The 19,392-nt window shown below is 70.8% G+C and carries 14 protein-coding genes and 2 pseudogenes; 12 read left to right on the plus strand and 4 right to left on the minus strand.

What is annotated here, in order from left to right; genetic code table 11:
- Nucleotides 1–129 precede the first annotated feature (129 nt).
- The 6 genes and pseudogenes from DDW44_RS15550 (at nt 130) to DDW44_RS15580 (ending at nt 6,193) form a co-directional block, all read left to right on the plus strand.
- Entirely contained in the window at nt 130–1,695 is a 1,566-nt protein-coding gene (locus tag DDW44_RS15550; protein WP_108906812.1) for a recombinase family protein, read from the plus strand.
- 468 nt (nt 1,696–2,163) lie between these two features.
- Nucleotides 2,164–2,406 (plus strand): annotated as a pseudogene (locus tag DDW44_RS15555) (hypothetical protein).
- A gap of 10 nt (nt 2,407–2,416) precedes the next feature.
- Entirely contained in the window at nt 2,417–2,935 is a 519-nt protein-coding gene (locus tag DDW44_RS15560) for a DUF6879 family protein (protein WP_341867071.1), read from the plus strand.
- A gap of 12 nt (nt 2,936–2,947) precedes the next feature.
- Nucleotides 2,948–3,791 (plus strand): annotated as a pseudogene (locus DDW44_RS15565) (helix-turn-helix domain-containing protein).
- Nucleotides 3,792–4,075: 284 nt separating this feature from the next.
- Nucleotides 4,076–4,306, plus strand: a complete 231-nt coding sequence (locus DDW44_RS33655; protein ID WP_108906814.1) for a DUF7848 domain-containing protein — start codon at nt 4,076–4,078, stop codon at nt 4,304–4,306.
- Nucleotides 4,307–4,360: 54 nt separating this feature from the next.
- Complete coding sequence (locus DDW44_RS15580; protein ID WP_108906815.1) at nt 4,361–6,193, plus strand: NHL domain-containing thioredoxin family protein; 1,833 nt, start codon at nt 4,361–4,363, stop codon at nt 6,191–6,193.
- 97 nt (nt 6,194–6,290) lie between these two features.
- On the opposite strand, the gene DDW44_RS15585 is transcribed toward DDW44_RS15580, so the two are convergent.
- From DDW44_RS15585 to DDW44_RS15595, 3 genes are all read right to left on the minus strand, one after another.
- A complete protein-coding gene (locus DDW44_RS15585) occupies nt 6,291–6,521 on the minus strand; it encodes a hypothetical protein (RefSeq protein WP_017948150.1) in 231 nt (76 codons plus the stop codon).
- Nucleotides 6,522–6,807: 286 nt separating this feature from the next.
- Nucleotides 6,808–8,121, minus strand: a complete 1,314-nt coding sequence (locus DDW44_RS15590) for a M18 family aminopeptidase (protein WP_017948149.1) — start codon at nt 8,119–8,121, stop codon at nt 6,808–6,810.
- A 204-nt stretch (nt 8,122–8,325) separates the two neighbouring features.
- Nucleotides 8,326–10,152: an acyl-CoA dehydrogenase gene (locus DDW44_RS15595; protein WP_018890752.1), complete on the minus strand. Its 1,827-nt coding sequence runs from the start codon at nt 10,150–10,152 to the stop codon at nt 8,326–8,328.
- 166 nt (nt 10,153–10,318) lie between these two features.
- On the opposite strand from DDW44_RS15595, the gene DDW44_RS33355 reads away from it, so the two are divergent.
- The 6 genes from DDW44_RS33355 (at nt 10,319) to DDW44_RS15625 (ending at nt 17,275) form a co-directional block, all read left to right on the plus strand.
- Complete coding sequence (locus DDW44_RS33355; protein ID WP_108908848.1) at nt 10,319–10,561, plus strand: DUF397 domain-containing protein; 243 nt, start codon at nt 10,319–10,321, stop codon at nt 10,559–10,561.
- A gap of 54 nt (nt 10,562–10,615) precedes the next feature.
- Nucleotides 10,616–11,128 carry an SseB family protein gene (locus tag DDW44_RS15605; protein WP_017948147.1) on the plus strand — a complete coding sequence of 171 codons (513 nt, stop codon included), beginning with the start codon at nt 10,616–10,618 and terminating at the stop codon, nt 11,126–11,128.
- 247 nt (nt 11,129–11,375) lie between these two features.
- Nucleotides 11,376–12,335, plus strand: a complete 960-nt coding sequence (locus tag DDW44_RS15610; protein ID WP_108906816.1) for a pirin family protein — start codon at nt 11,376–11,378, stop codon at nt 12,333–12,335.
- 234 nt (nt 12,336–12,569) lie between these two features.
- Nucleotides 12,570–14,036, plus strand: coding sequence for a right-handed parallel beta-helix repeat-containing protein (locus DDW44_RS15615; protein WP_108906817.1), 1,467 nt, complete (start codon nt 12,570–12,572; stop codon nt 14,034–14,036).
- Nucleotides 14,037–14,467: 431 nt separating this feature from the next.
- Nucleotides 14,468–15,901: a hypothetical protein gene (locus DDW44_RS15620; protein WP_108906818.1), complete on the plus strand. Its 1,434-nt coding sequence runs from the start codon at nt 14,468–14,470 to the stop codon at nt 15,899–15,901.
- 267 nt (nt 15,902–16,168) lie between these two features.
- Nucleotides 16,169–17,275, plus strand: a complete 1,107-nt coding sequence (locus DDW44_RS15625) for an AI-2E family transporter (protein ID WP_017948144.1) — start codon at nt 16,169–16,171, stop codon at nt 17,273–17,275.
- Here the strand turns inward: DDW44_RS15625 and DDW44_RS15630 are convergent.
- On the minus strand, nt 17,197–19,386 hold the full coding sequence (locus DDW44_RS15630; protein ID WP_018890756.1) for an ATP-binding SpoIIE family protein phosphatase: 2,190 nt from the start codon (nt 19,384–19,386) through the stop codon (nt 17,197–17,199). The genes DDW44_RS15625 and DDW44_RS15630 overlap by 79 nt on opposite strands.
- Between the last annotated feature and the right edge of the window lie 6 nt (nt 19,387–19,392).

Below are 19,392 nucleotides of genomic sequence, written 5' to 3' on the forward strand. Positions count from 1 at the left end.
TCGGCAAGGGTGGCTGGCTCAACACGGGTGGCAAGAGTCTGACGCTCGCGGACCTACGAGGTAAGTGCGTTGTTGTAGATTTCTGGATTTCCTGAACCAATGTGAGCACTCCTCGCTAGCGTTGGGCGCGTGCACCAACACACCACTGCTGACCTGTACTTGCGCCTGTCCCTGGACCGGGAGGGCAAGACCGCGATCGACCGCCAGGAAGCCGACTGCCGCGCATGGGCGGAGCGCAACGGACTGACCGTCCGCAAGGTCCACATCGACCGTGGACGTTCCGGTTACAAGAACGTCAGCCGCAAGGGGTTCGATGCGGCGATCACAGCAGCCACGGCCGGCGTAGTGGGCGTTCTGATCGTCTGGAAGCTCGACCGTCTGTCCCGCAAGGGCATCGGCGAGGTCGGCAAGGCGCTGGACGACATAGGCCGGGTCGGCGGACGGCTGGTCTCCGTCATGGACGGCCTCGACACGAAGAACGACAGCGCCCGGGTCACCATCGCGATGCTGGCGGAACTGGCGCGCAACGAGTCCCGCAACCTTGGGATGCGCGTCGGCAACGCCAAGCGGTACCTACGGCAGCGGGGCCAGTGGATCGGCGGACAGCCGCCTTACGGGCTGCTGGTGGACCCGGAGGCGAAGAAGCTCGTCCACGACCCCGAGACCGCCGTCTACGCCCGCCTGATCGCCGACGAGGCGCTGTCCGGGAAGGTCCTCGTCCACATCGCCCGGCTGCTGAACGAGCACGGGGTGGAGTCCGCCCGTGGGGGCGAGTGGAACTCGTCCAGCGTCATGCAACTCCTTCGTTCACCGGCCTTCGCCGGTCTCATGCCGCAGACCGAGTACGAGGAGCAGCCGGACGGGACACGCAAGTACATGAACCGGGTCTCTCCCTACCGAGACCCGGAGACGCTGGAGACCGTGAGCATCGGTGAGGGGATCATCACGGTCGGGGAGCGTGAGCTCATCCTCCGCCAGCTCGAAGCGCGCACGTTTCCTCTGGCGGGGAAGCGGCACGGTCACAAGCAGGGGAAGTCGCTGCTCACCGGGATAGCACGTTGTGGGCTCTGCGGGGCCCGGATGAGCAAGGCCGGCACGTCGTACCAGTGCTCCAGCCACCGCATGGGGCGGGGATGCTCCGGTGTCTCGGCCCGTGTGGAGAGCATTGACGACTACGTGACTCGGGCGTTCCTCTCACGCCTGCCGTCCCTGGAGCCTCAGGACCCGCTGCTCGCCGTGATCGCCGATCGCTGGGTACAGAGGGAGGACCCGGAGGTTTTCGCGAAGCGGGACGCGATCGAGGCGGAGATCGCGGACGAGGGGGCCCGTCTGGCGGAACTGGAGGAGGCCAGGTACGTCCGTGGCGAGTTCACCGGCGAAGACGCGATCGACCGGTACAACCGGCTCGCCGGACGACTTCGTACCCGGATCGAGGGGCTGCGCGCGGACCTACTGCGGATGCCGACCCCTTCCGTGGACATCTCTCCACTCCTGGATGCGAACCTGCTGCGTGAAGCCTGGGAGGCCGACGACGCAGCCGGAAGGCGTGAACGCCTCGGCCTCGCAATCGATCGCGTGGAAGTCCAGCGAGGCAAGGTGGGCGTGAGGTTCAACGGTGACGAGCGCTGCCGGATCGTCTGGGCGACCAGAAGCGAGGCTGGGGTGGAATCCACGGGTGACGAAGTGACGGAATGACGGTCGAAGCCCATTACCCCTTTAAGAGATGTTCTAAGTCTCTATAGATGGAATAGAGCAAAACGTCATTCCGTCACTTCGTCACTGGGGCCATCGGAGGGTCGGCGCGAAGTTGCGCTGGGGGTCACCATCCCGACCCCGACCCCAGCTCGAAATACGCACGCTGGGTGCGACGCCATTTTTCGGGACCATCATCACCCTGACCAGCGGATATTGACCGCCGCAGGCGCCAGAGCGACACAGTTAACGCCGTGCAAAGCCCGCCGAACGCCCCATGATGCAGTCCGGAGGGCAGGGCAACACCACGAGCCTCCGCAGTCGTCCCTCCCGATCGGGACGGCGGGCTCGGGGGCTCTCGTCCCTTCGCTGGCACCCCAACCGCCCTGTCTTAAGGCCCTCTTGCGCGGCTCAGCCGCAGGGGTGAGGCTCGTGCACGCTGGTGCAACCCACTCGACGGCGGGAGCGACCATGACCCTAAAGTTCCTCGGCATCATCCCGAACACGCCGACTGACGAGTCTCCGACGATCTGACTCCACGAGGAGACCGGCGACCTTCTGATCCAGTCGTACAAGGCGACCGAGGACGAAGTGAGGGCCTGCCAGGAGATCGGTTCGATCCCGGGCCACTCCACGGACGTTCCGGACCACGAGACGATCATCCGGCTGCCCGCGGTGATGCTGAAGTACATCCCGCACCCGGACGACAACTGAGAGGCAGGCCGTGCAGCCACCCGCCCGTCATGCACTGGCACGAGCAAAGCACTCGGCGGTGCATCTTGAGTTGCGTGACAGCTACATGCTCGATGACCCCGAGTTCATCGCGTGGCAGCAGGGGAAGCGCCTCGACCCCGCTGACCGGTCTTCGTGGTGGGGCGGCTGGCACGACGCGGTAAGCGAAGCGACGGGCCGAGGGGTCGTGGTCCGGCGGCTCCGGATCGTGTCGGAGCCGATCAGCGACTACGTGCGGTACGAGTACGACTGCACGTTCACGAACATCGCGGCGGGTGAACTGGTCCGGTGGCTGCCGCGGCGGCAGACGACGGACTTGGCCTTGCCGGGTACCGATTTCTGGCTGTTCGACAGCGCGCAGGCGCTGTTCCACCACTTCACCGGGAACGGGCAGCTCGACCAGGACGGGCGGGAGTACACGGAGGAGCCCGAGCGGGTGAAGCTGTGCGCCGTCGCCTTCGAAGCAGCCTGGCAACGGGCCGTTCCGCACGAGGAGTACCGACCGCGCTGAGCTGTTACCACCATGGCCGTCTCACCCTCATCAAGCGCACAGCAGGCCCGGCAGGCACTGGCGAATCGACTCGCTGAGCTGTGCCGGGATGCCGGCCTCACCGGACGGGACATCGCCCGTTTGTGCTCCTGGCATCCGTCCAAGTCGTCACGGATCATGAACGCCCGTACGCCTCCGTCCGCTGATGACATCCGGGCGTGGTGCCGGGCGTGTGGTTCGGAAGATCAGACGGAAGACCTGTTGGCCTCGCTGCGTACCGCCGAAGGCATGTGGGTCGGGTGGCGGCGAGTGGAGCGCGCTGGGCTCAAGCAAGCCCAGGAAGCCCGCCTCCCGCTCTTCGAGCGAACCCGCCGGTTCCGCGCGTACTCCTCGTGGTTCGTTCCGGGCCTGATCCAGACCTACGGTTACACGGAAGCCGTCTTGCGTCCAGCGCAGACGGGTCGAAGTGGACGACGTTGCCGACGCGGTCGTCGTTCGCATGGAGCGTCAGCGCGTGCTCCATAAGGGCGATCGGCGGTTTGCGTTCCTGGTTGAGGAATCGGTCTTGCGGAACGGGCTCGGCGGGGCGGAGGTGCAAGAGGAGCAGCTCCGCCACCTCCTCACGGTCGGCTCGCTGCCCAGCGTCAGCCTGGGCGTGGTTCCCACACGTACCGAGCGATCGAGGATGCCGGTGGAGGGGTTCTGGATCTTCGACACCGCGCAGGTCAACGTCGAGCTGGTCTCGGGCTACCTCACGCTGACCCAGCCCAGTGAGGTTGCCGCTTACGCGGACACGTTCAGGGAGCTGGCCGACATGGCGCTCTACGGGGCGAAGGCCCGAGCACTGATCACGAGCGTCATTCAGACCCTGCGGTGATAGCCGTGCAACCTCATGCAATCTCATGGGAAGTGCGACCTCGGCGTTCCTAGCGTGGTCACCATGCGGACGACACGAGATCGGGCCGTGAAGCCGATCACCTATGCGCAGCCCCCGGTAGAGCTGCCGCTGCGAACGGATCCGGAGCCCGTACCGGCGGCTGGCTGCGGAGTCTGCGCCGCTCTGGCCTCACAGCGCCGGGAAGCCCGCCTTCTGAGCGACCACTCCACGGTCAGCGATTGCAACGTGGAGCTCCGGAACCACCCGCACCCCGGGGAAGTGGCATGACGGTGAGAGCCGTGCTCCGATACGTCAGCTACGTCATGCACCGCCACCCATCGGCGGAGACCACGGCAACCGCGCGGTGCCTGAACCCGGACTGCCGGTGGACCTCCGAACCGACCGGGAACGCTGACATGTGCACCGACATGTGCATACAGCACACCGGCCGGACCGGTCACATGACCTTCCTCCGGGAGTTCTCGGAAGTCGCCGTGGTGGAGCGGGTGCCCTGAGTCGCTTCGTACGGGCGTGATCCCGCCTTCACAAGCGGATGGCAAGCTTGAAACATGAACGATGCTGCCTCGGCGCCCACCCCCGCGCCCGCGCCCCGCCGTGCCCGTGTCCGTGCTCCCGAGCTGATCGGCAAGGGCGGCTGGATCAATACCGGCGGGAAGGATCTGAAGCTCGCCGACTTCCGAGGTCGCACATTGATCTTGGATTTTTGGACCTTCTGCTGCATCAACTGCCTGCACGTCCTGGACGAGCTGCGCGAGCTCGAGGAGAAGCACCGCGACACCACGGTGGTCGTCGGCGTCCACTCGCCGAAGTTCGTGCACGAGGCCGATCACCAGGCCGTGGTCGACGCCGTCGAGCGGTACGGGGTGCACCACCCCGTCCTCGACGACCCGGAGCTCGCCACGTGGAAGCAGTACGCGGTACGGGCCTGGCCGACGCTCGTGGTGATCGACCCCGAGGGGTACGTGGTCGCACAGCACGCGGGCGAGGGCCATGCGCACGCCATCGAGCGGCTGGTGGAGCAGCTGGAGGCCGAGCACGAGGCGAAGGGCACGCTGCGGCGCGGGGACGGGCCGTATGTGCCGCCGGAGCCGGTCGCGACGGATCTCCGCTTCCCGGGGAAGGCGCTGCGGCTGCCCTCCGGGCGTTTCCTGGTCTCCGACACGACGCGGCACCAGTTGGTCGAGCTGGAGGCGGACGGCGAGACTCTGGTGCGGCGGATCGGCGACGGCGACTTCCGGGAGCCGCAGGGGCTCGCGCTGCTGCCGTCGGGGAAGGTGATCGTCGCCGACACCGTGAACCACGCGCTGCGGACGGTCGATCCCGGGACCGGAGCCGTCGAGCGGGTCGCGGGGACGGGGCGGCAGTGGTGGCAGGGGTCGCCGACGTCGGGCCCGGCGCTGGAGGTGGATCTCTCCTCGCCGTGGGACGTGGCCTGGTGGCAGGGCAGGGTGTGGATCGCGATGGCCGGGGTCCACCAGCTGTGGACGTACGACCCGGAGACCGGCACGGTCGAGGTGGCCGCGGGCACGACCAACGAGGGCCTGGTGGACGGACCGGCGGCCGAGGCGTGGTTCGCGCAACCGTCCGGGCTGGCCGCGGCCGGGGACCGGCTGTGGATCGCCGACTCGGAGACCTCCGCGCTGCGGTGGATCGACACCGGCGGAGTCGTGCACACCGCCGTCGGCACCGGCCTCTTCGACTTCGGGCACCGGGACGGGGACGCCGGACAGGCCCTGCTCCAGCACCCGCTGGGCGTCACCGCGCTGCCCGACGGCTCGGTGGCGGTGTCCGACACGTACAACCACGCGCTGCGCCGTTACGACCCGGCGACCGGTGAGGTGACGACCCTCGCCACCGATCTGCGCGAGCCTTCCGGCGCGGTGCTGGACGGCGGGGAGATCGTCGTCGTGGAGTCGGCGCGGCACCGCCTGACGCGGCTGCGGCTCCCCGAGGAGGCCGTCCGGGTCGAGGGTGTGGCGCACCGTACGCAGCGGGCGGCCACCGAGGTGGCGCCGGGGACGCTGCGGCTCGACGTGGTCTTCCAGGCGCCCGAGGGGCAGAAGCTCGACACCCGCTACGGGCCCTCGACCAGGCTGCTGGTGTCGTCGACCCCGCCGGAGCTGCTGGCCAAGGGCGCGGGTGCGGGCACGGACCTCTTCCGGGAGCTGGAGCTGGACCCGGCGGTGACCGAGGGCGTGCTGCACGTCTCGGCGATGGCCGCGTCCTGCGACGATCCGGCTGGGGGCACCTCCCGGTCGGAGACCGGGGGAGAGTACCCGGCGTGCCATGTGCACCGGCAGGACTGGGGCGTTCCGGTCCGGCTGACCCGCGACGGCGCGTCCCGGCTGCCGCTGGTCCTGGCGGGCCTGGACGACGCCTGACCGGCCGGCCCGGCCGCACCGCTCGACGGCTCCGGCGGGCGGTGCGTCATGGGCCCCGGCCGGTGACGCGACCCGGCGGATCCGGCCGGGCGCCGCGTCAGCGCTCGTAGCCGCCGTGCCGGGGCTCCTCGATCACGGTCGGGGCGACCGGTGAGACGAGCGCCCGGCGACGGCGCGCGATGCTGGTGAAGGCGGCGACCCCGATGATGCCGACCGCCATCATGATCAGTCCGACCAGGTCGAGGTTGACGCTCTCGGTCTTCCAGTCGGTCGCGAAGGTGAGAATCGCCCCCGCGCCGATCAGCAGGATGCAGCCTCCCAGGCCCATGGTCTCCGCCTCCCGTGTCGGTGTAGGCCCTCCGGCCTCCCGAGTCGATGTCGGCCCTCCGGGTACCCCGGCCGGCAACTCCTACGCGGGAAAGCCCCCATGACGTTCGCTCGGACCCCGGCCGAGGGGCCCCGGGTGGCTCCCGTCGGCCCCCGGGAAGCCTCCTGGGACGGCCCTCAGCGGCCCCCGGGAAGCCTCCTGGGACGCCTTTCGGCGGCCCGGGACGGACCTCGGCGGCTCCCGGGACGGTCCTCGGCGGCTCCGGGCGGAAGGAGCCCCCGGCGCGTCAGCCCTCCAGGAACGCCACCAGCGCGTTGGCCAGCAGGTACGGGTCGTCCGAGCCGCAGAGTTCGCGGGCGCTGTGCATCGAGAGGATCGCCACGCCGATGTCGACGGTCCGGATCCCGTGGCGGGCGGCGGTGATCGGGCCGATCGTCGTGCCGCACGGCATCGCGTTGTTGGAGACGAAGGTCTGCCACTCCACATCGGCGCGCTCGCAGGCGGCCGCGAACACGGCCCGGCCGCTGCCGTCCGTCGCGTACCGCTGGTTGGCGTTGACCTTCAGGATGGGGCCGCGGTTGGGGCGGGGGTGGTGCGTCGGGTCGTGGCGCTCCGCGTAGTTGGGGTGGACGGCGTGGCCGGTGTCGGAGGACAGGCAGACGGTGCCGGCGAAGGCCCGGGCGCGGTCCTCGTACGTGCCGCCGCGGGCGAACACCGAGCGCTCCAGCACCGATCCGAGCAGCGGGCCGTCCGCGCCGGTGTCGGCCTGGGAGCCGTTCTCCTCGTGGTCGAAGGCGGCGAGGACGGGGATGTACGGCAGGTCGTCCCGGCCGGAGACGGCGGCGAGCGCCGCGGTCCCCGCGTGCACGGAGAGCAGGTTGTCCATCCGCGGCCCGGCCACGAGTTCGCGGTTGCGGCCGAGGAACGCGGGGGCCTCCACGGCGTGGGTCATCAGGTCCCAGCCGGTGACCTCGCCGGGCGGGAGCCCGCTCTCCTCCTCCAGGAAGGAGATCAGGTCGCCCTGCCTGACGGTGTCGCCGAGACCCCAGACGGGCTGCATGTGCCTCTGCTTGTCGAGCTGAAGCCCCTTCTCATGGATCGAGCGGTCCATGTGGATCGCGAGCTGGGGCACGCGCAGCAGCGGGCGGTCGATGTTCACCAGGCGGGCGGAGCCGTCCCGCAGGGTGAGCCGCCCGGCGATGCCGAGGTCGCGGTCGAGCCAGGAGTTCAGCAGCGGTCCGCCGTAGATCTCGACGGCGATCTGACGCCAGCCGTGCGCGCCCATGTCCGGTTCCGGCTTGACACGGAGGTTGGGGGAGTCGGTGTGGGCGCCGACGATGCGGAAGGGGGTGTGGGCCGGCGCGCCCTCCGGTACGTACCAGGCGATGACGGCGCCGCCCCGGAGCACGTACCTGCCGCCAGCGGCCCCGTCCCAGGCGTCGGTCTCCTCGACCCGCCGGAACCCGGCCTTGTCCAGCCGCCCGGCGACGTTCGCCACCGCGTGGTACGGCGAGGGGCTCGCCGCCAGGAAGGACATCATGTCCTCGGTGTGGCCGCGGTCGAAGGGCGTGGGCGACGGGGAGGCTGCACGGCTGTTCATGGGGTTCACCTTAACGAGCGTGCCCCGCGCGGCCGGTCCGCCCGGGTGGGCGGCACCGGTACGCGGCCGGTGCGTCCCCTGGGCCCGGACGGCTGCGCGTGTGGGCCCGGACGGCTGCGCGCGGCGGTTGCCGGCCCGGTACGCGGGAAGACCCGCTCCCGGGTGGGAGCGGGTCTTCGCCTCGGTCGGTGGGCGGGGCCGGGTCTAGAAGGCCGCCTCGTCCAGGTCCATCAGCTCGTTGTCGACGCCCTCGGCGATCTCGCGGGCCATCGAGACGCCCGGCAGGACGTTGGCGGCGAAGAACTTCGCGGCCGCGATCTTGCCCTGGTAGAACGCCTTGTCCTTGGCGGAGGCGGTCTCCAGCTTCTCGGCGGCGACGGCCGCTCCGCGCAGCAGCAGGTAGCCGACGACGACGTCACCGGAGGCGAGCAGCAGGCGGGTGGTGTTGAGGCCGACCTTGTAGATGTTCCTGACGTCCTCGCCCGTGGCGGTGAGGTCGGTGAGCATCCGCCCGACGATCGCCTCCAGGTCGACGGCGGCCTTGGAGAGGGCGTCGCGGGCGCCGGCCAGCTCCTCGCCGCCGGTGCCGACCGCGAGGAACTTCTTGATCTCCTCGGCGAGCGCGTTCAGCGAGGCGCCCTGGTCGCGGACGATCTTCCGGAAGAAGTAGTCCTGGCCCTGGATCGCCGTGGTGCCCTCGTAGAGGGTGTCGATCTTGGCGTCGCGGATGTACTGCTCGATCGGGTACTCCTGCAGGTACCCGGAGCCGCCGAAGATCTGCAGCGACTGGGCGAGCTGCTCGTACGCCTTCTCGGAGCCGTAGCCCTTCACGATCGGCAGCAGCAGGTCGTTCAGGCCGTGCAGGGACGTGGCGTCCTCGTCCGCGGCCTCCTTGAACGCGATCTCGTCCTGCACCGACGCGGTGTAGAGGACGAGGGCGCGCATGCCCTCCGCGTACGCCTTCTGCGTCATGAGCGAGCGGCGCACGTCGGGGTGGTGGGTGATGGTGACCTTGGGCGCGGTCTTGTCCATGAAGTTGGCCAGGTCGGGGCCCTGGACGCGCTCCTTGGCGTACTCCAGTGCGTTGAGGTAGCCCGTCGACAGCGTGGAGATCGCCTTGGTGCCGACCATCATGCGGGCGAACTCGATGATCATGAACATCTGGCGGATGCCGTCGTGCTTGTCGCCGATCAGCCAGCCCTTGGCGGGGTGCTTGTCGCCGAAGGTGATCTCGCACGTGTTGGACGCCTTGAGGCCCATCTTGTGCTCGACGTTGGTGGCGTAGACGCCGTTGCGCTCGCCCAGCTCGCCGGTCTCCCAGTCGAAGTGGAACTTCGGCACGAGGAAGAGGGACAGGCCCTTGGTGCCGGGGCCGTGGCCCTCGGGGCGGGCGAGGACGTAGTGGAGGATGTTCTCCTCCATGTCGTGCTCACCGGAGGTGATGAAGCGCTTCACGCCCTCGATGTGCCAGGAGCCGTCGTCCTGCTGGATCGCCTTCGCGCGGCCCGCGCCGACGTCCGAGCCCGCGTCGGGCTCGGTGAGGACCATGGTGGAGCCCCACCGCTTCTCGACCGCGATCTGGGCGACCTTCTTCTGCGCCTCGTTGCCCTCCTCGTAGAGGATGCCGGCGAACGCCGGGCCCGAGGAGTACATCCATATCGCCGGGTTCGAGCCGAGGAGCAGCTCGGCGTAGGACCAGACGAGGGAGCGCGGCGCGGTGGTGCCGCCGATCTCCTCGGGGAGGCCGAGGCGCCAGTACTCGGAGTCCATGAAGGCCTTGTAGCTCTTCTTGAAGCTCTCCGGCACCGGAGCGGTGTTGGTCTCGGGGTCGAAGACCGGCGGGTTGCGGTCGGCGTCGGCGAAGGACTCGGCGAGGTCGTTCTCCGCGAGGCGGGCGATCTCGTCGAGGATGCTCTTGGCGGTCTCGACGTCCATCTCCGCGAACGGGCCCGTGCCGTACAGCTTGTCGCGCCCGAGGACCTCGAAGAGGTTGAACTCGATGTCGCGGAGATTCGACTTGTAGTGCCCCATGGCGACGGCTCCGTAACGGATCGGGGAGGAGGCAGGGTTCCTCGTTGCATTACCAGCAAGTAGCTACGATGATGCTACCCGCCGGTAATAAGATGCAACCCCCCACCGGCATCTGTGACGCGCCCCGCATCCGGCGGCTGAGCCGGGCCGGGCAGCTCGCACCAGACTGTCCTGCCGTCGGGGCCCGGGTCCACACCCCGGCGCAGACCGATCGCCGCCGGCAGGGCGAGGTCCCGTCCCGACTCGTCCGGCACGAACGGGTGGCGAATGCCGGGAAGTTGCCGACGGCCTCGCCCATGTCGTTCCCGGCCGCGACTCCAGGGCGCCCCACGGGCCCGTCCTCGAGGTCGGTGCCGGAGCGTGGCCGTCGTTCGTCGGGGCGATCAGGTCCGGGGAGCTCACCCGCTGAGGCATGACCGGTGGCCGGGCCCGCTCCCGGCGGAGCCTCGGTAGTCTTGCGCCCATGTACGGCTACGACCAGACCCCCGGCGGTCAGCAGCACTACGGCCCTCCGCCGCAGCAGCCGATGTCGGGTGCGGGCATGCCCGGAGCCGGGATGCCGGGTGCCGGGATGCCCGGGGCGGGCTATGGAGAGCAGCCGCTGTACCCCGAGCCGTCACCCCCCTCGCTCGCCGACGCGGTGCGGGCCTTCACCACGGGGTCGCTCTCCGCGGAGGACTTCCAGCAGATCTTCGCGACCTCGAAGGTGTACTGCCCGCGCGGCGAGAACCCGGGTTTTCTGGCCCTGCACAACACGCAGCAGCCGGTGATCCCGATGTTCAGCTCGCTCAAGGAGCTGCGCCGCTACGCGGGCAAGGAGTCCAAGTACTTCGTGATCACGGGCGCCGAGGTGATCGATCTGCTGCCCACCGGGTACGGCTTCGTCCTCGACATGGAGGGCGAGCACCGGATGGTCTTCGACGCGAAGGCCGTGGAGCAGATGGTCGACTTCGCGATGCGGCGCATGTACGGCTGACCGGTCCCGGGCCCGCACCGCTTTCCCCTGCCTGCCCTTCTTCGTTCCGCTTGCTTCTCTCGCCCCGATCTTCGATTTCTGGTCTGACGGCCGGCCTGCACCCTTCGGTGCTCGCCGGTCGTTTTCGTGCAGGGGTACCGGCGCGGGGTGGCGCCCGCGGCGGGGCGGGAATGCGGTCGGCGGCATCCGTGTTGGGGGTGGCGAGAAGTTCAGGATTCAACTAACCTGGACGTACGAGGAGGTCCCCATGCCCGCAGTGACTGTCCAGAACCCGCTGACCCTGCCGCGCGTGACCGCGGCCGGTGACGCCGTGCAGCGTCCCGTACTGGCCGTGACCACGGCGCCCCAGGGGTACGAGGGAGAGGGCTTCCCGGTGCGCCGCGCGTTCGCCGGGATCAACTACACGTACCTCGACCCGTTCATCATGATGGACCAGATGGGCGAGGTGGAGTACGCGCCCGGGGAGCCGAAGGGCACCCCCTGGCACCCGCACCGCGGCTTCGAGACGGTCACGTACCTGATCGACGGCACCTTCGTCCACCAGGACAGCAACGGCGGAGGCGGGACCATCCGCAACGGCGACACCCAGTGGATGACTGCGGGCTCCGGGCTGCTCCACATCGAGGCCCCGCCGGAGGACCTGGTCATGAGCGGCGGCCTCTTCCACGGGCTGCAGCTCTGGGTGAACCTTCCCGCGGCGAACAAGATGATGGACCCGCGCTACCAGGACATCCGCGGCGGCCAGGTCCAGCTGCTCACCTCCCCCGACGGCGGCGCCCTGCTGCGCGTGATCGCCGGTGAGCTCGACGGGCACCAGGGGCCCGGCATCACCCACACCCCGATCACTATGGTCCACGCGACCCTGCGGCCGGGCGCGCAGATCACCCTGCCGTGGCGCGAGGACTTCAACGGCCTCGCGTACGTCCTCGCCGGGCGCGGCGCGGTCGGCGCCGAGCGGCGGCCCGTGCACATGGGCCAGACGGCGGTGTTCGGCGAGGGCGGTGCGCTGACCGTGCGGGCCGACGACACACAGGACACCGTCGGCACCGGTGACCTGGAGATCGTGCTGCTCGGCGGGCGGCCCATCCGGGAGCCGATGGCGCACTACGGGCCGTTCGTCATGAACACCCGCGAGGAGCTGCAGCAGGCGTTCGAGGACTTCCAGAAGGGCCGCCTCGGCACGGTCCCGGCAGTCCACGGCATGTGAGCCCCGGGCCGGGGCTCGCGGCCCGGGGCGGTCGGCGCCGCCCGCCCCGGGCCCGGTGGGGCGTACGGCGGCACCGGTCGCCCGCCGGGTCGCATCCGTGAGGGCCCCCTGCCGCCCCGGGTGGTGCGGTGTGGTGCGGCATCGGTGTGGTGCCGCTCCGCTGGTGTGGTGTGTTGGCGGCGAGGGTGGCCGGGTGGCGCCTACGGTGCTGGTCCCCACGCCTATGGAGCTGCCATGAGATCCGTTGCGAGAGCGGGCGGTGTCTGCGCCGCCCTGGCCCTCGGCCTCGCCTTGGTCCCGGCCCTGTCCGCGCAGGCCGACCCGTCCAGGCCCTCCGACGCCATCGCCTGTGACGTCGAGGCCCTGAAGGATGCCATCGACGCCGCCAACGCCGCGGGCGGCGGCACCATCCGGCTGCCTTCCAAGTGCACCTACACGCTGACGGCGGTGGACAACACCGGTCCCAGCGGGGACCCCAACGGCCTGCCGCTGATCACCACGCCCATCACGCTCAAGGGCGGCAAGCGCACGGTGATCGAGCGTTCCGCCGCCGCCCCCCAGTTCCGGATCTTCGAGATCACCGGCCCTGCAGGCGCCCTCACCCTCGACGGCACCGGCCGCGGAAAGGGCCGCGGCGACGGCTGGAGCGCGGCCTCGGTACTCGGCAATCCGGTACTCAGCGGTATCGACCGCGATCGGGACCGCGATCGGGACCGCGATGACCGGGACTGCCGGAGCGGCTCGGGTCTGACCGTCCGCGGCGGCAGCAGCACCGACGACGGCGGCGCCGTCTTCGTCGACGACAACCGCAGCCTGACCCTGAAGTGCACCACCCTCACCGGCAACCACGCCGACGACGACGGCGGTGCGGTCTACGCCGAGGACGACTCCACGGTCACCGCGACGTCCAGCCATGTGGACGGCAACACCGCGGCCGACGAAGGCGGCGGCATCTTCACCGACGAAGCCGCCCTCTCCCTCACCCACAGCAGCGCCGACAGAAACGCCGCCGGCGACGGGGGCGGCATCTTCACCGCCCTGGGCAGTCTCTCCCTCACCGACAGCACCGTGAACAAGAACACGGCCAGTGACGGTGGCGGAGGCGGCGTACTCTCCGTCGAGACCCCGGCGACGTACATCCGCAGCCAGGTGAACCGGAACACCGGCGGAGCCCTCGGCGGCGGCATCGTGATCATCACCAGCGGCGACCTCACGACCTTCAGCCGAAGCGAGATCAGCGGAAACACCGCCGGGGAAGTCGGCGGCGGTCTCTTCATCATCGGCGGCAACACCACCATGGAATCCACCGGCGTCAGCAAGAACACGGTCACCGGATCCTCGGCCCTGGGCGGCGGGATCTTCCTCCTCGACGGCACTCTCACCCTGCGCGACAGCCGGGTCACCGGGAACACCGCACCCGGCGCCGGGAGTGACGGCGGCGGTATCACCAACTCCGGCACCCTCGACGTCGAGTCCACCGTGATCAAGAACAACACCACCGCCGACCGGGGCGGTGGCCTGTACAACGACGGCGGTGCCGCGACCCTGACCGACTCCAGGGTCACCAGGAACAAGGCCGCCAGCGGCGGCGGCATCTTCGAAGAGCCCGGCAGCACCGTCACCCTCAACCAGACCGCGGTCGTCAACAACGACCCCGACAACTGCGCGCCGCCCGGAGCCGTACCCGGCTGCATCGGCTGAGCACGGCACCCCGGCCGACCGCGGCTCCCGCCGCGAACCACCGGCCGGTACGGGCTGATCGGGGGCAGCCCGTGCCGGCCGGACACCCCGCCCCCGAGTCCCGGCATCACCCGCACCCCGATCACGATGGTCCACGCGATCCGGCCGGCGAGCGGTCGAGGCAGCCCGCCCGCCGAGGCCCGGTGGGCGTGCGCCGCCAGCATCCGTCGGTCCGGAGAACCGCCGGCCGTTCCTCTGACGGCCGATCACCCGTCCACCGGGATTCGGCGGACGGGTGACGGGCCCGGCACCAGGCCCGGACCGTTTGCGCGACGGGTCCGGCCGCCCCGGGTGGTGCGTCGGTGTGGTGCCGCTCCGTTGGTGTGGTGTGTTGGCGGCGAGGGTGGCCGGGTGGCGCCTACGGTGCTGGTCCCCACGCCTATGGAGCTGCCATGAGATTCGTTGCGAGAGCGGGCGGTGTCTGCGCCGCCCTGGCCCTCGGCCTCGCCTTGGTCCCGGCCCTGTCCGCGCAGGCCGACCCGTCCAGGCCTTCCGACGCCATCGCCTGTGACGTCGAGGCCCTGAAGGATGCCATCGACGCCGCCAACGCCGCGGGCGGCGGCACGATCCGGCTGCCTTCCAAGTGCACCTACACACTCACGGTGGTGGACAACACCGGTCCCAGCGGGGACCCCAACGGCCTGCCGCTGATCACCACGCCCATCACGCTCAAGGGCGGCAAGCGCACGGTGATCGAGCGTTTCGCCGCCGCCCCCCAGTTCCGGATCTTCGAGATCACCGGCCCTGCAGGCGCCCTCACCCTCGACGGCACCGGCCGCGGAAAGGGCCGCGGCGACGGCTGGAGCGCGGCCTCGGCGCTCGGCGGCAACGACCGCGACCGCGACCGGGACCGCGACCGGGACCGCGATGACCGGGACTGCCGGAGCGGCTCGGGTCTGACCGTCCGCGGCGGCAGCAGCACCGACGACGGCGGCGCCGTCTTCGTCGACGACAACCGCAGCCTGACCCTGAAGTGCACCACCCTCACCGGCAACCACGCCGACGACGTCGGAGGCGCGGTCGCCACCGAGGGCGTCGCCACCATCACCGCCACCTCCAGCCACGTCGACCGCAACACCGCCAACGAGGAGGGCGGTGGCATCTTCGCCCTCGGGGGCAGTGTGGCCCTCACCGGGGGCTCGGTGAACGGCAACGCCGCCGGCAGCGACGGCGGCGGTATCAGCGTCTTCGGGGACAGCCTGGCCCTCATCGGGAGCTCGGTGAACGGCAATGTCGCCGGCCGCGGCGGCGGCGGCATCAACGCCATCGTGGACAGCTTGTCCCTCACTCGCAGCTCGGTGAACGACAACGTCGCCGCCACCTTCGGTGGTGGCATCAACACCATCGGGGGCCTTGTGTCCCTCACCCGCAGCACGGTGAACAGCAACATCGCCGGCCGCGACGGCGGCGGCATCAACACCATCGGGAGCAGTGTGTCCCTCACCCGCAGCTCGGTGAACGGCAACAGCGCCAACGAGGACGGCGGTGGCATTTTCGCCCTCGTGGGCAGTGTGTCCCTCAACCGCAGCACGGTGAACAACAACACCGCCGACGTCGACGGCGGCGGCATTCTGAGAGTCGGCGACATGACCGTCAGCGACAGCGAAGTCAGCGGCAACACCGCCTTCGACCAGGGCGGTGGTCTGTACCAGGACGACGGCACCGCGACCCTGACCGACTCCAAGGTCACCAGGAACAGGGCCGCCGACGGCGGTGGCATCTTCGAAGAGCCCGGCAGCACCGTCATCCTCGACCAGACCCGCGTCATCGGGAACTTCCCCAACAACTGCGCCCCGCCCGGAGCCGTACCCGGCTGCACCGGCTGAGCACGGCACCCCGGCCGACCGCGGCCCCCGCCGCGGAGCACCGGCGGCACGGGCTGATCGGGGGCAGCCCGTGCCGACCGGACACCCCGCCCCCCAAGCGGTTCTCTCCAGGGAGGGGCGGGGCGGCTGCTCTCCCGAGGGGCGGTTTCCTCCCCGAAGCGCTTCCCTCCCCGAGGGGCGGCCGCCGCCCCCACCTGCCTGACGAGCCGTCACCCGTCCGGACCCGGCGGACGGGACGGCCGGCGCCGGACGTGATCGGCTGGGACCGTGCCGCCGCCGCAGACCCTTCTCCCCCGGCCCGTGCAGCGCCTCGCCGCCTGGTGCGCCGTCGCGCTGCTCGTCGCGGGGGTCGGCGCCGTCGGCGTATGGCTGATCGTCGAGTTCAAGACCGCCGTCACCCCCCTGCTGCTCGCGCTGCTGGGCACCGCGCTGCTCGGCCCGCTGCACCGGCGCCTGATCCGCATGAAGGTGCAGCGCTCGCTCGCCGCGGGGATCACCTGCGCCGCCGTCGTCGCGGTCGTCGGCGGGGCGATGTACATCGTGGTCAACGCGCTCATCGAGTCCGGGGACCAGATCATCGCCTCCCTCAAGCGGGCCGCGACCGACCTGGCCAGGCACTTCGGCGCCGCCGGCACCTCGCTCGACGACCTGGCCACCAACTCCAGGCAGCTGCTCACGAAGTTCGGCGGGACCGCCGCGTCCGAGGTGATCTCCGGCATCAGCGTCGTGGGCGAGATGATCGCCATCGCCGTCCTCGCCCTGCTGCTGAGCTTCTTCTTCCTCCGCGACTCCGACCGGGCGGTCTCCACCCTGCGCTCCCTGGTCCCGCAGTCCACCGGGGACATGGCGGAGGCGATGGGGCGGCGGGCGTTCGAGGCGGTCGAGGGCTTCATGCGCGGCACCACGTTCATCGCCCTCATCGACGCCGTCTGCATCACCGTGGGCCTGCTGGTCCTGCGCGTGCCCGGGGCGGTCGGGCTGGGCGCGCTGGTCTTCGTCTTCGCCTACATCCCCTATCTGGGGGCGTTCATCTCCGGCTCGATGGCGGTGCTCGTGGCGCTCGCCGACCGGGGCTTCGTCATCGCGCTCTGGGCGCTCGGCGTGGTCCTCGCCGTACAGGTGCTGGAGGGGCATGTGCTCCAGCCGATGATCCAGAGCCGCACCGTGCAGATGCATCCGGCGGTCGTGATGCTGGCGATCACCGCGGGAGCGGGCATCGCCGGGATCCTCGGGATGCTGCTGGCCGTTCCGCTGACCGCCGCCGCGTTCGGCATCATCGGGGAACTGCGCAGCCGCTACGAGGCAGTCGGCGAACCCACGCAGGGACCCGGCGGCACCGGCTCCGGCGGGCCGTCCCCCGACCCCGGCTCGTAGAGCTCGAACCAGATCGACTTGCCCTCGCCCCGCGGGTCCACGCCCCAGACGTCGGCGAGCAGCTCCATCAGCACCAGCCCCCGGCCGGACGACGCCAGCTCGCCGGGCCGCCGCTTGTGCGGCAGCTCGTCGCTGGTGTCCGAGACCTCCACCCGCAGCCGTCGGCAGCCGTGCTCCCCGGCCGCCTCCGCCACCATCAGCGCGTCCCCGTCGGTGTGCACCAGCACATTGGTGACCATCTCGGAGACCATCAGCACGGCCGAGTCGATCTGCTCCTCGTCGGCCCAGTCGTACAGCAGATCGCGCATCTGCCGCCGCGCCATCGAGATCCGCTCCGGTTCGGCCTGGCGGACGGTGAGCACCGTGCGCCGCGGGGCCCGGCGGGCGGGCCTGCCGTGCCGGGACAGCAGCACGACCGCGATGTCGTCCTCGCGCCGGTCCGAGAGCGGGCCGGTGGTGTGGTGCGAGGCCGGGCCGTGCACGGCCTGCACCAGCGCGTCCGCGAGCTTCTCCAGCGAACCCGCAGCGTCCCGGTGCTCCTCCAGCACGGCCCGGATCCGTTCCCACCCGCTGTCCAGATCGTGGCCGCCGGTCTCCAGCAGGCCGTCCGTGCAGATCATGATGGTCTCGCCCGGCTCCAGCACGATCTGCGTCGTGGGGTAGTCGGAGTCCGGGTCGATCCCCAGCGGCAGACCGCCCGCGGTCGGACGCAGGATCACCGTGCCGTCGGCCAGCCTGATCGCCGGATCGGGGTGCCCCGCCCGGGCGATCTCGATGGTGCCGGTCGCCGGGTCGCACTCCAGATAGAGGCAGGTGGCGAAGCGCGGGGCGGTGTGGCCGCCCACGGGGTCGCCGTCGTCGTACGCCTCGCTCTCCGTGTAGTCGTGCAGCCCCGCCAGGAAGCGGGAGGCCCGGGCCAGCACCGCGTCGGGGCGGTGGCCCTCGGAGGCGTAGGCGCGCAGGGCGGTCCGCAGCTGCCCCATCAGCCCGGCCGCCCGTACGTCATGGCCCTGGACGTCGCCGATGACGAGCGCGATCCTCCCGCCGCCCGGCCCTTCGGCGGGGGAAGCGCCGGGCAGCGGGATCAGGTCGTACCAGTCGCCGCCGACCTGGAGGCCGCCGCCGGTCGGCACATACCGGGCCGCGACCGACATGCCCGGGATGCCCGGGCCCAGTGACGGCATCATCGAGCGCTGGAGCCCGCGCGACAGCTCCCGTTCGCTCTCGGCGACCCCGGCGCGGGCCAGCGCCTGCGCCAGCATCCGGGCCACCGTGGCCAGCACGGAGCGCTCGTCGGGCGTGAAGGCGACGGGATGGCTGAACGCGGCCATCCAGGTGCCCATGGTCCGGCCCGCGACGATCAGCGGCAGGAACGCCCAGGACTGCCTGCCGTAGCCCTCGATCAGCGGCCACATCATGGGGTACCGGCGCCGGTACTCCTCCGGTGTCGGTACGTAGAGGGCCCGTCCCGTGCGGATGACCTCCGCGACCGGGTACTCGGTCTCGATCGGCATGTCGGCGAGCGGGCCGGCCACGTGCTCGTCGTAGCCGTGGTGCCCGACGACCGTGAGCCGGTCCGCCTCGACACCGAAGACGGCCAGACCGTCGGGGGAGAAGCCCGGCATCGACAGCGAGGCCGCGACCCGCAACACCTCGGCGGTGGACCGGGCCTCGGCCAGCGCCCGGCCCGCGTCGAGCAGGAACGCCTCGCGGGAGCGCCGCCAGTCGCCGGTGACCGGGGTGTGCGCGCTCGTGCCCGGCTGCGGCTCCGGGACCTCCTGGATGGTGCCGAACAGGTGGTAGCCGTCGCCCTCGGCCACCGGCTTGGAACGGCTGCGGATGGTGCGCAGCACCCGCCCCTGACCGTCGACGACCCGCACCCGGGACTCGGCCAGGGTCCCCTCGGCCACGGCCAGCCCGATGATGCCGCTGACCTCGTTCCAGTCGACGGGGTGCAGCCGGGAGCGCACGGCCGAGGTGGTGTACGTGCCGGCGCCGCCGGGCATCCCCAGCAGCCGGGCGGCCTCCGCGTCGAGGCCCACGGTCCCGGTCGCGTTGTCCCAGCGCCAAAGACCGGTCGCCGTCGCGGCCAGGACGTCCTCGGTGCGCATTTTCCT

The organism is Streptomyces tirandamycinicus (assembly GCF_003097515.1).
In the GTDB taxonomy this organism is placed as follows: Bacteria; Actinomycetota; Actinomycetes; order Streptomycetales; family Streptomycetaceae; genus Streptomyces; species Streptomyces tirandamycinicus.

Bases quoted from the DNA above. Each gene is read 5' to 3' on its own strand.
- DDW44_RS33655 (WP_108906814.1), top strand. From the start codon at position 4,076: ATGACGGTGAGAGCCGTGCTCCGATACGTCAGCTACGTCATGCACCGC.
- DDW44_RS15580 (WP_108906815.1), top strand. From the start codon at position 4,361: ATGAACGATGCTGCCTCGGCGCCCACCCCCGCGCCCGCGCCCCGCCGT.
- DDW44_RS15585 (WP_017948150.1), bottom strand. From the start codon at position 6,521: ATGGGCCTGGGAGGCTGCATCCTGCTGATCGGCGCGGGGGCGATTCTC.
- DDW44_RS15590 (WP_017948149.1), bottom strand. From the start codon at position 8,121: ATGAACAGCCGTGCAGCCTCCCCGTCGCCCACGCCCTTCGACCGCGGC.
- DDW44_RS15595 (WP_018890752.1), bottom strand. From the start codon at position 10,152: ATGGGGCACTACAAGTCGAATCTCCGCGACATCGAGTTCAACCTCTTC.
- DDW44_RS15605 (WP_017948147.1), top strand. From the start codon at position 10,616: ATGTACGGCTACGACCAGACCCCCGGCGGTCAGCAGCACTACGGCCCT.
- DDW44_RS15610 (WP_108906816.1), top strand. From the start codon at position 11,376: ATGCCCGCAGTGACTGTCCAGAACCCGCTGACCCTGCCGCGCGTGACC.
- DDW44_RS15615 (WP_108906817.1), top strand. From the start codon at position 12,570: ATGAGATCCGTTGCGAGAGCGGGCGGTGTCTGCGCCGCCCTGGCCCTC.
- DDW44_RS15620 (WP_108906818.1), top strand. From the start codon at position 14,468: ATGAGATTCGTTGCGAGAGCGGGCGGTGTCTGCGCCGCCCTGGCCCTC.
- DDW44_RS15630 (WP_018890756.1), bottom strand. From the start codon at position 19,386: ATGCGCACCGAGGACGTCCTGGCCGCGACGGCGACCGGTCTTTGGCGC.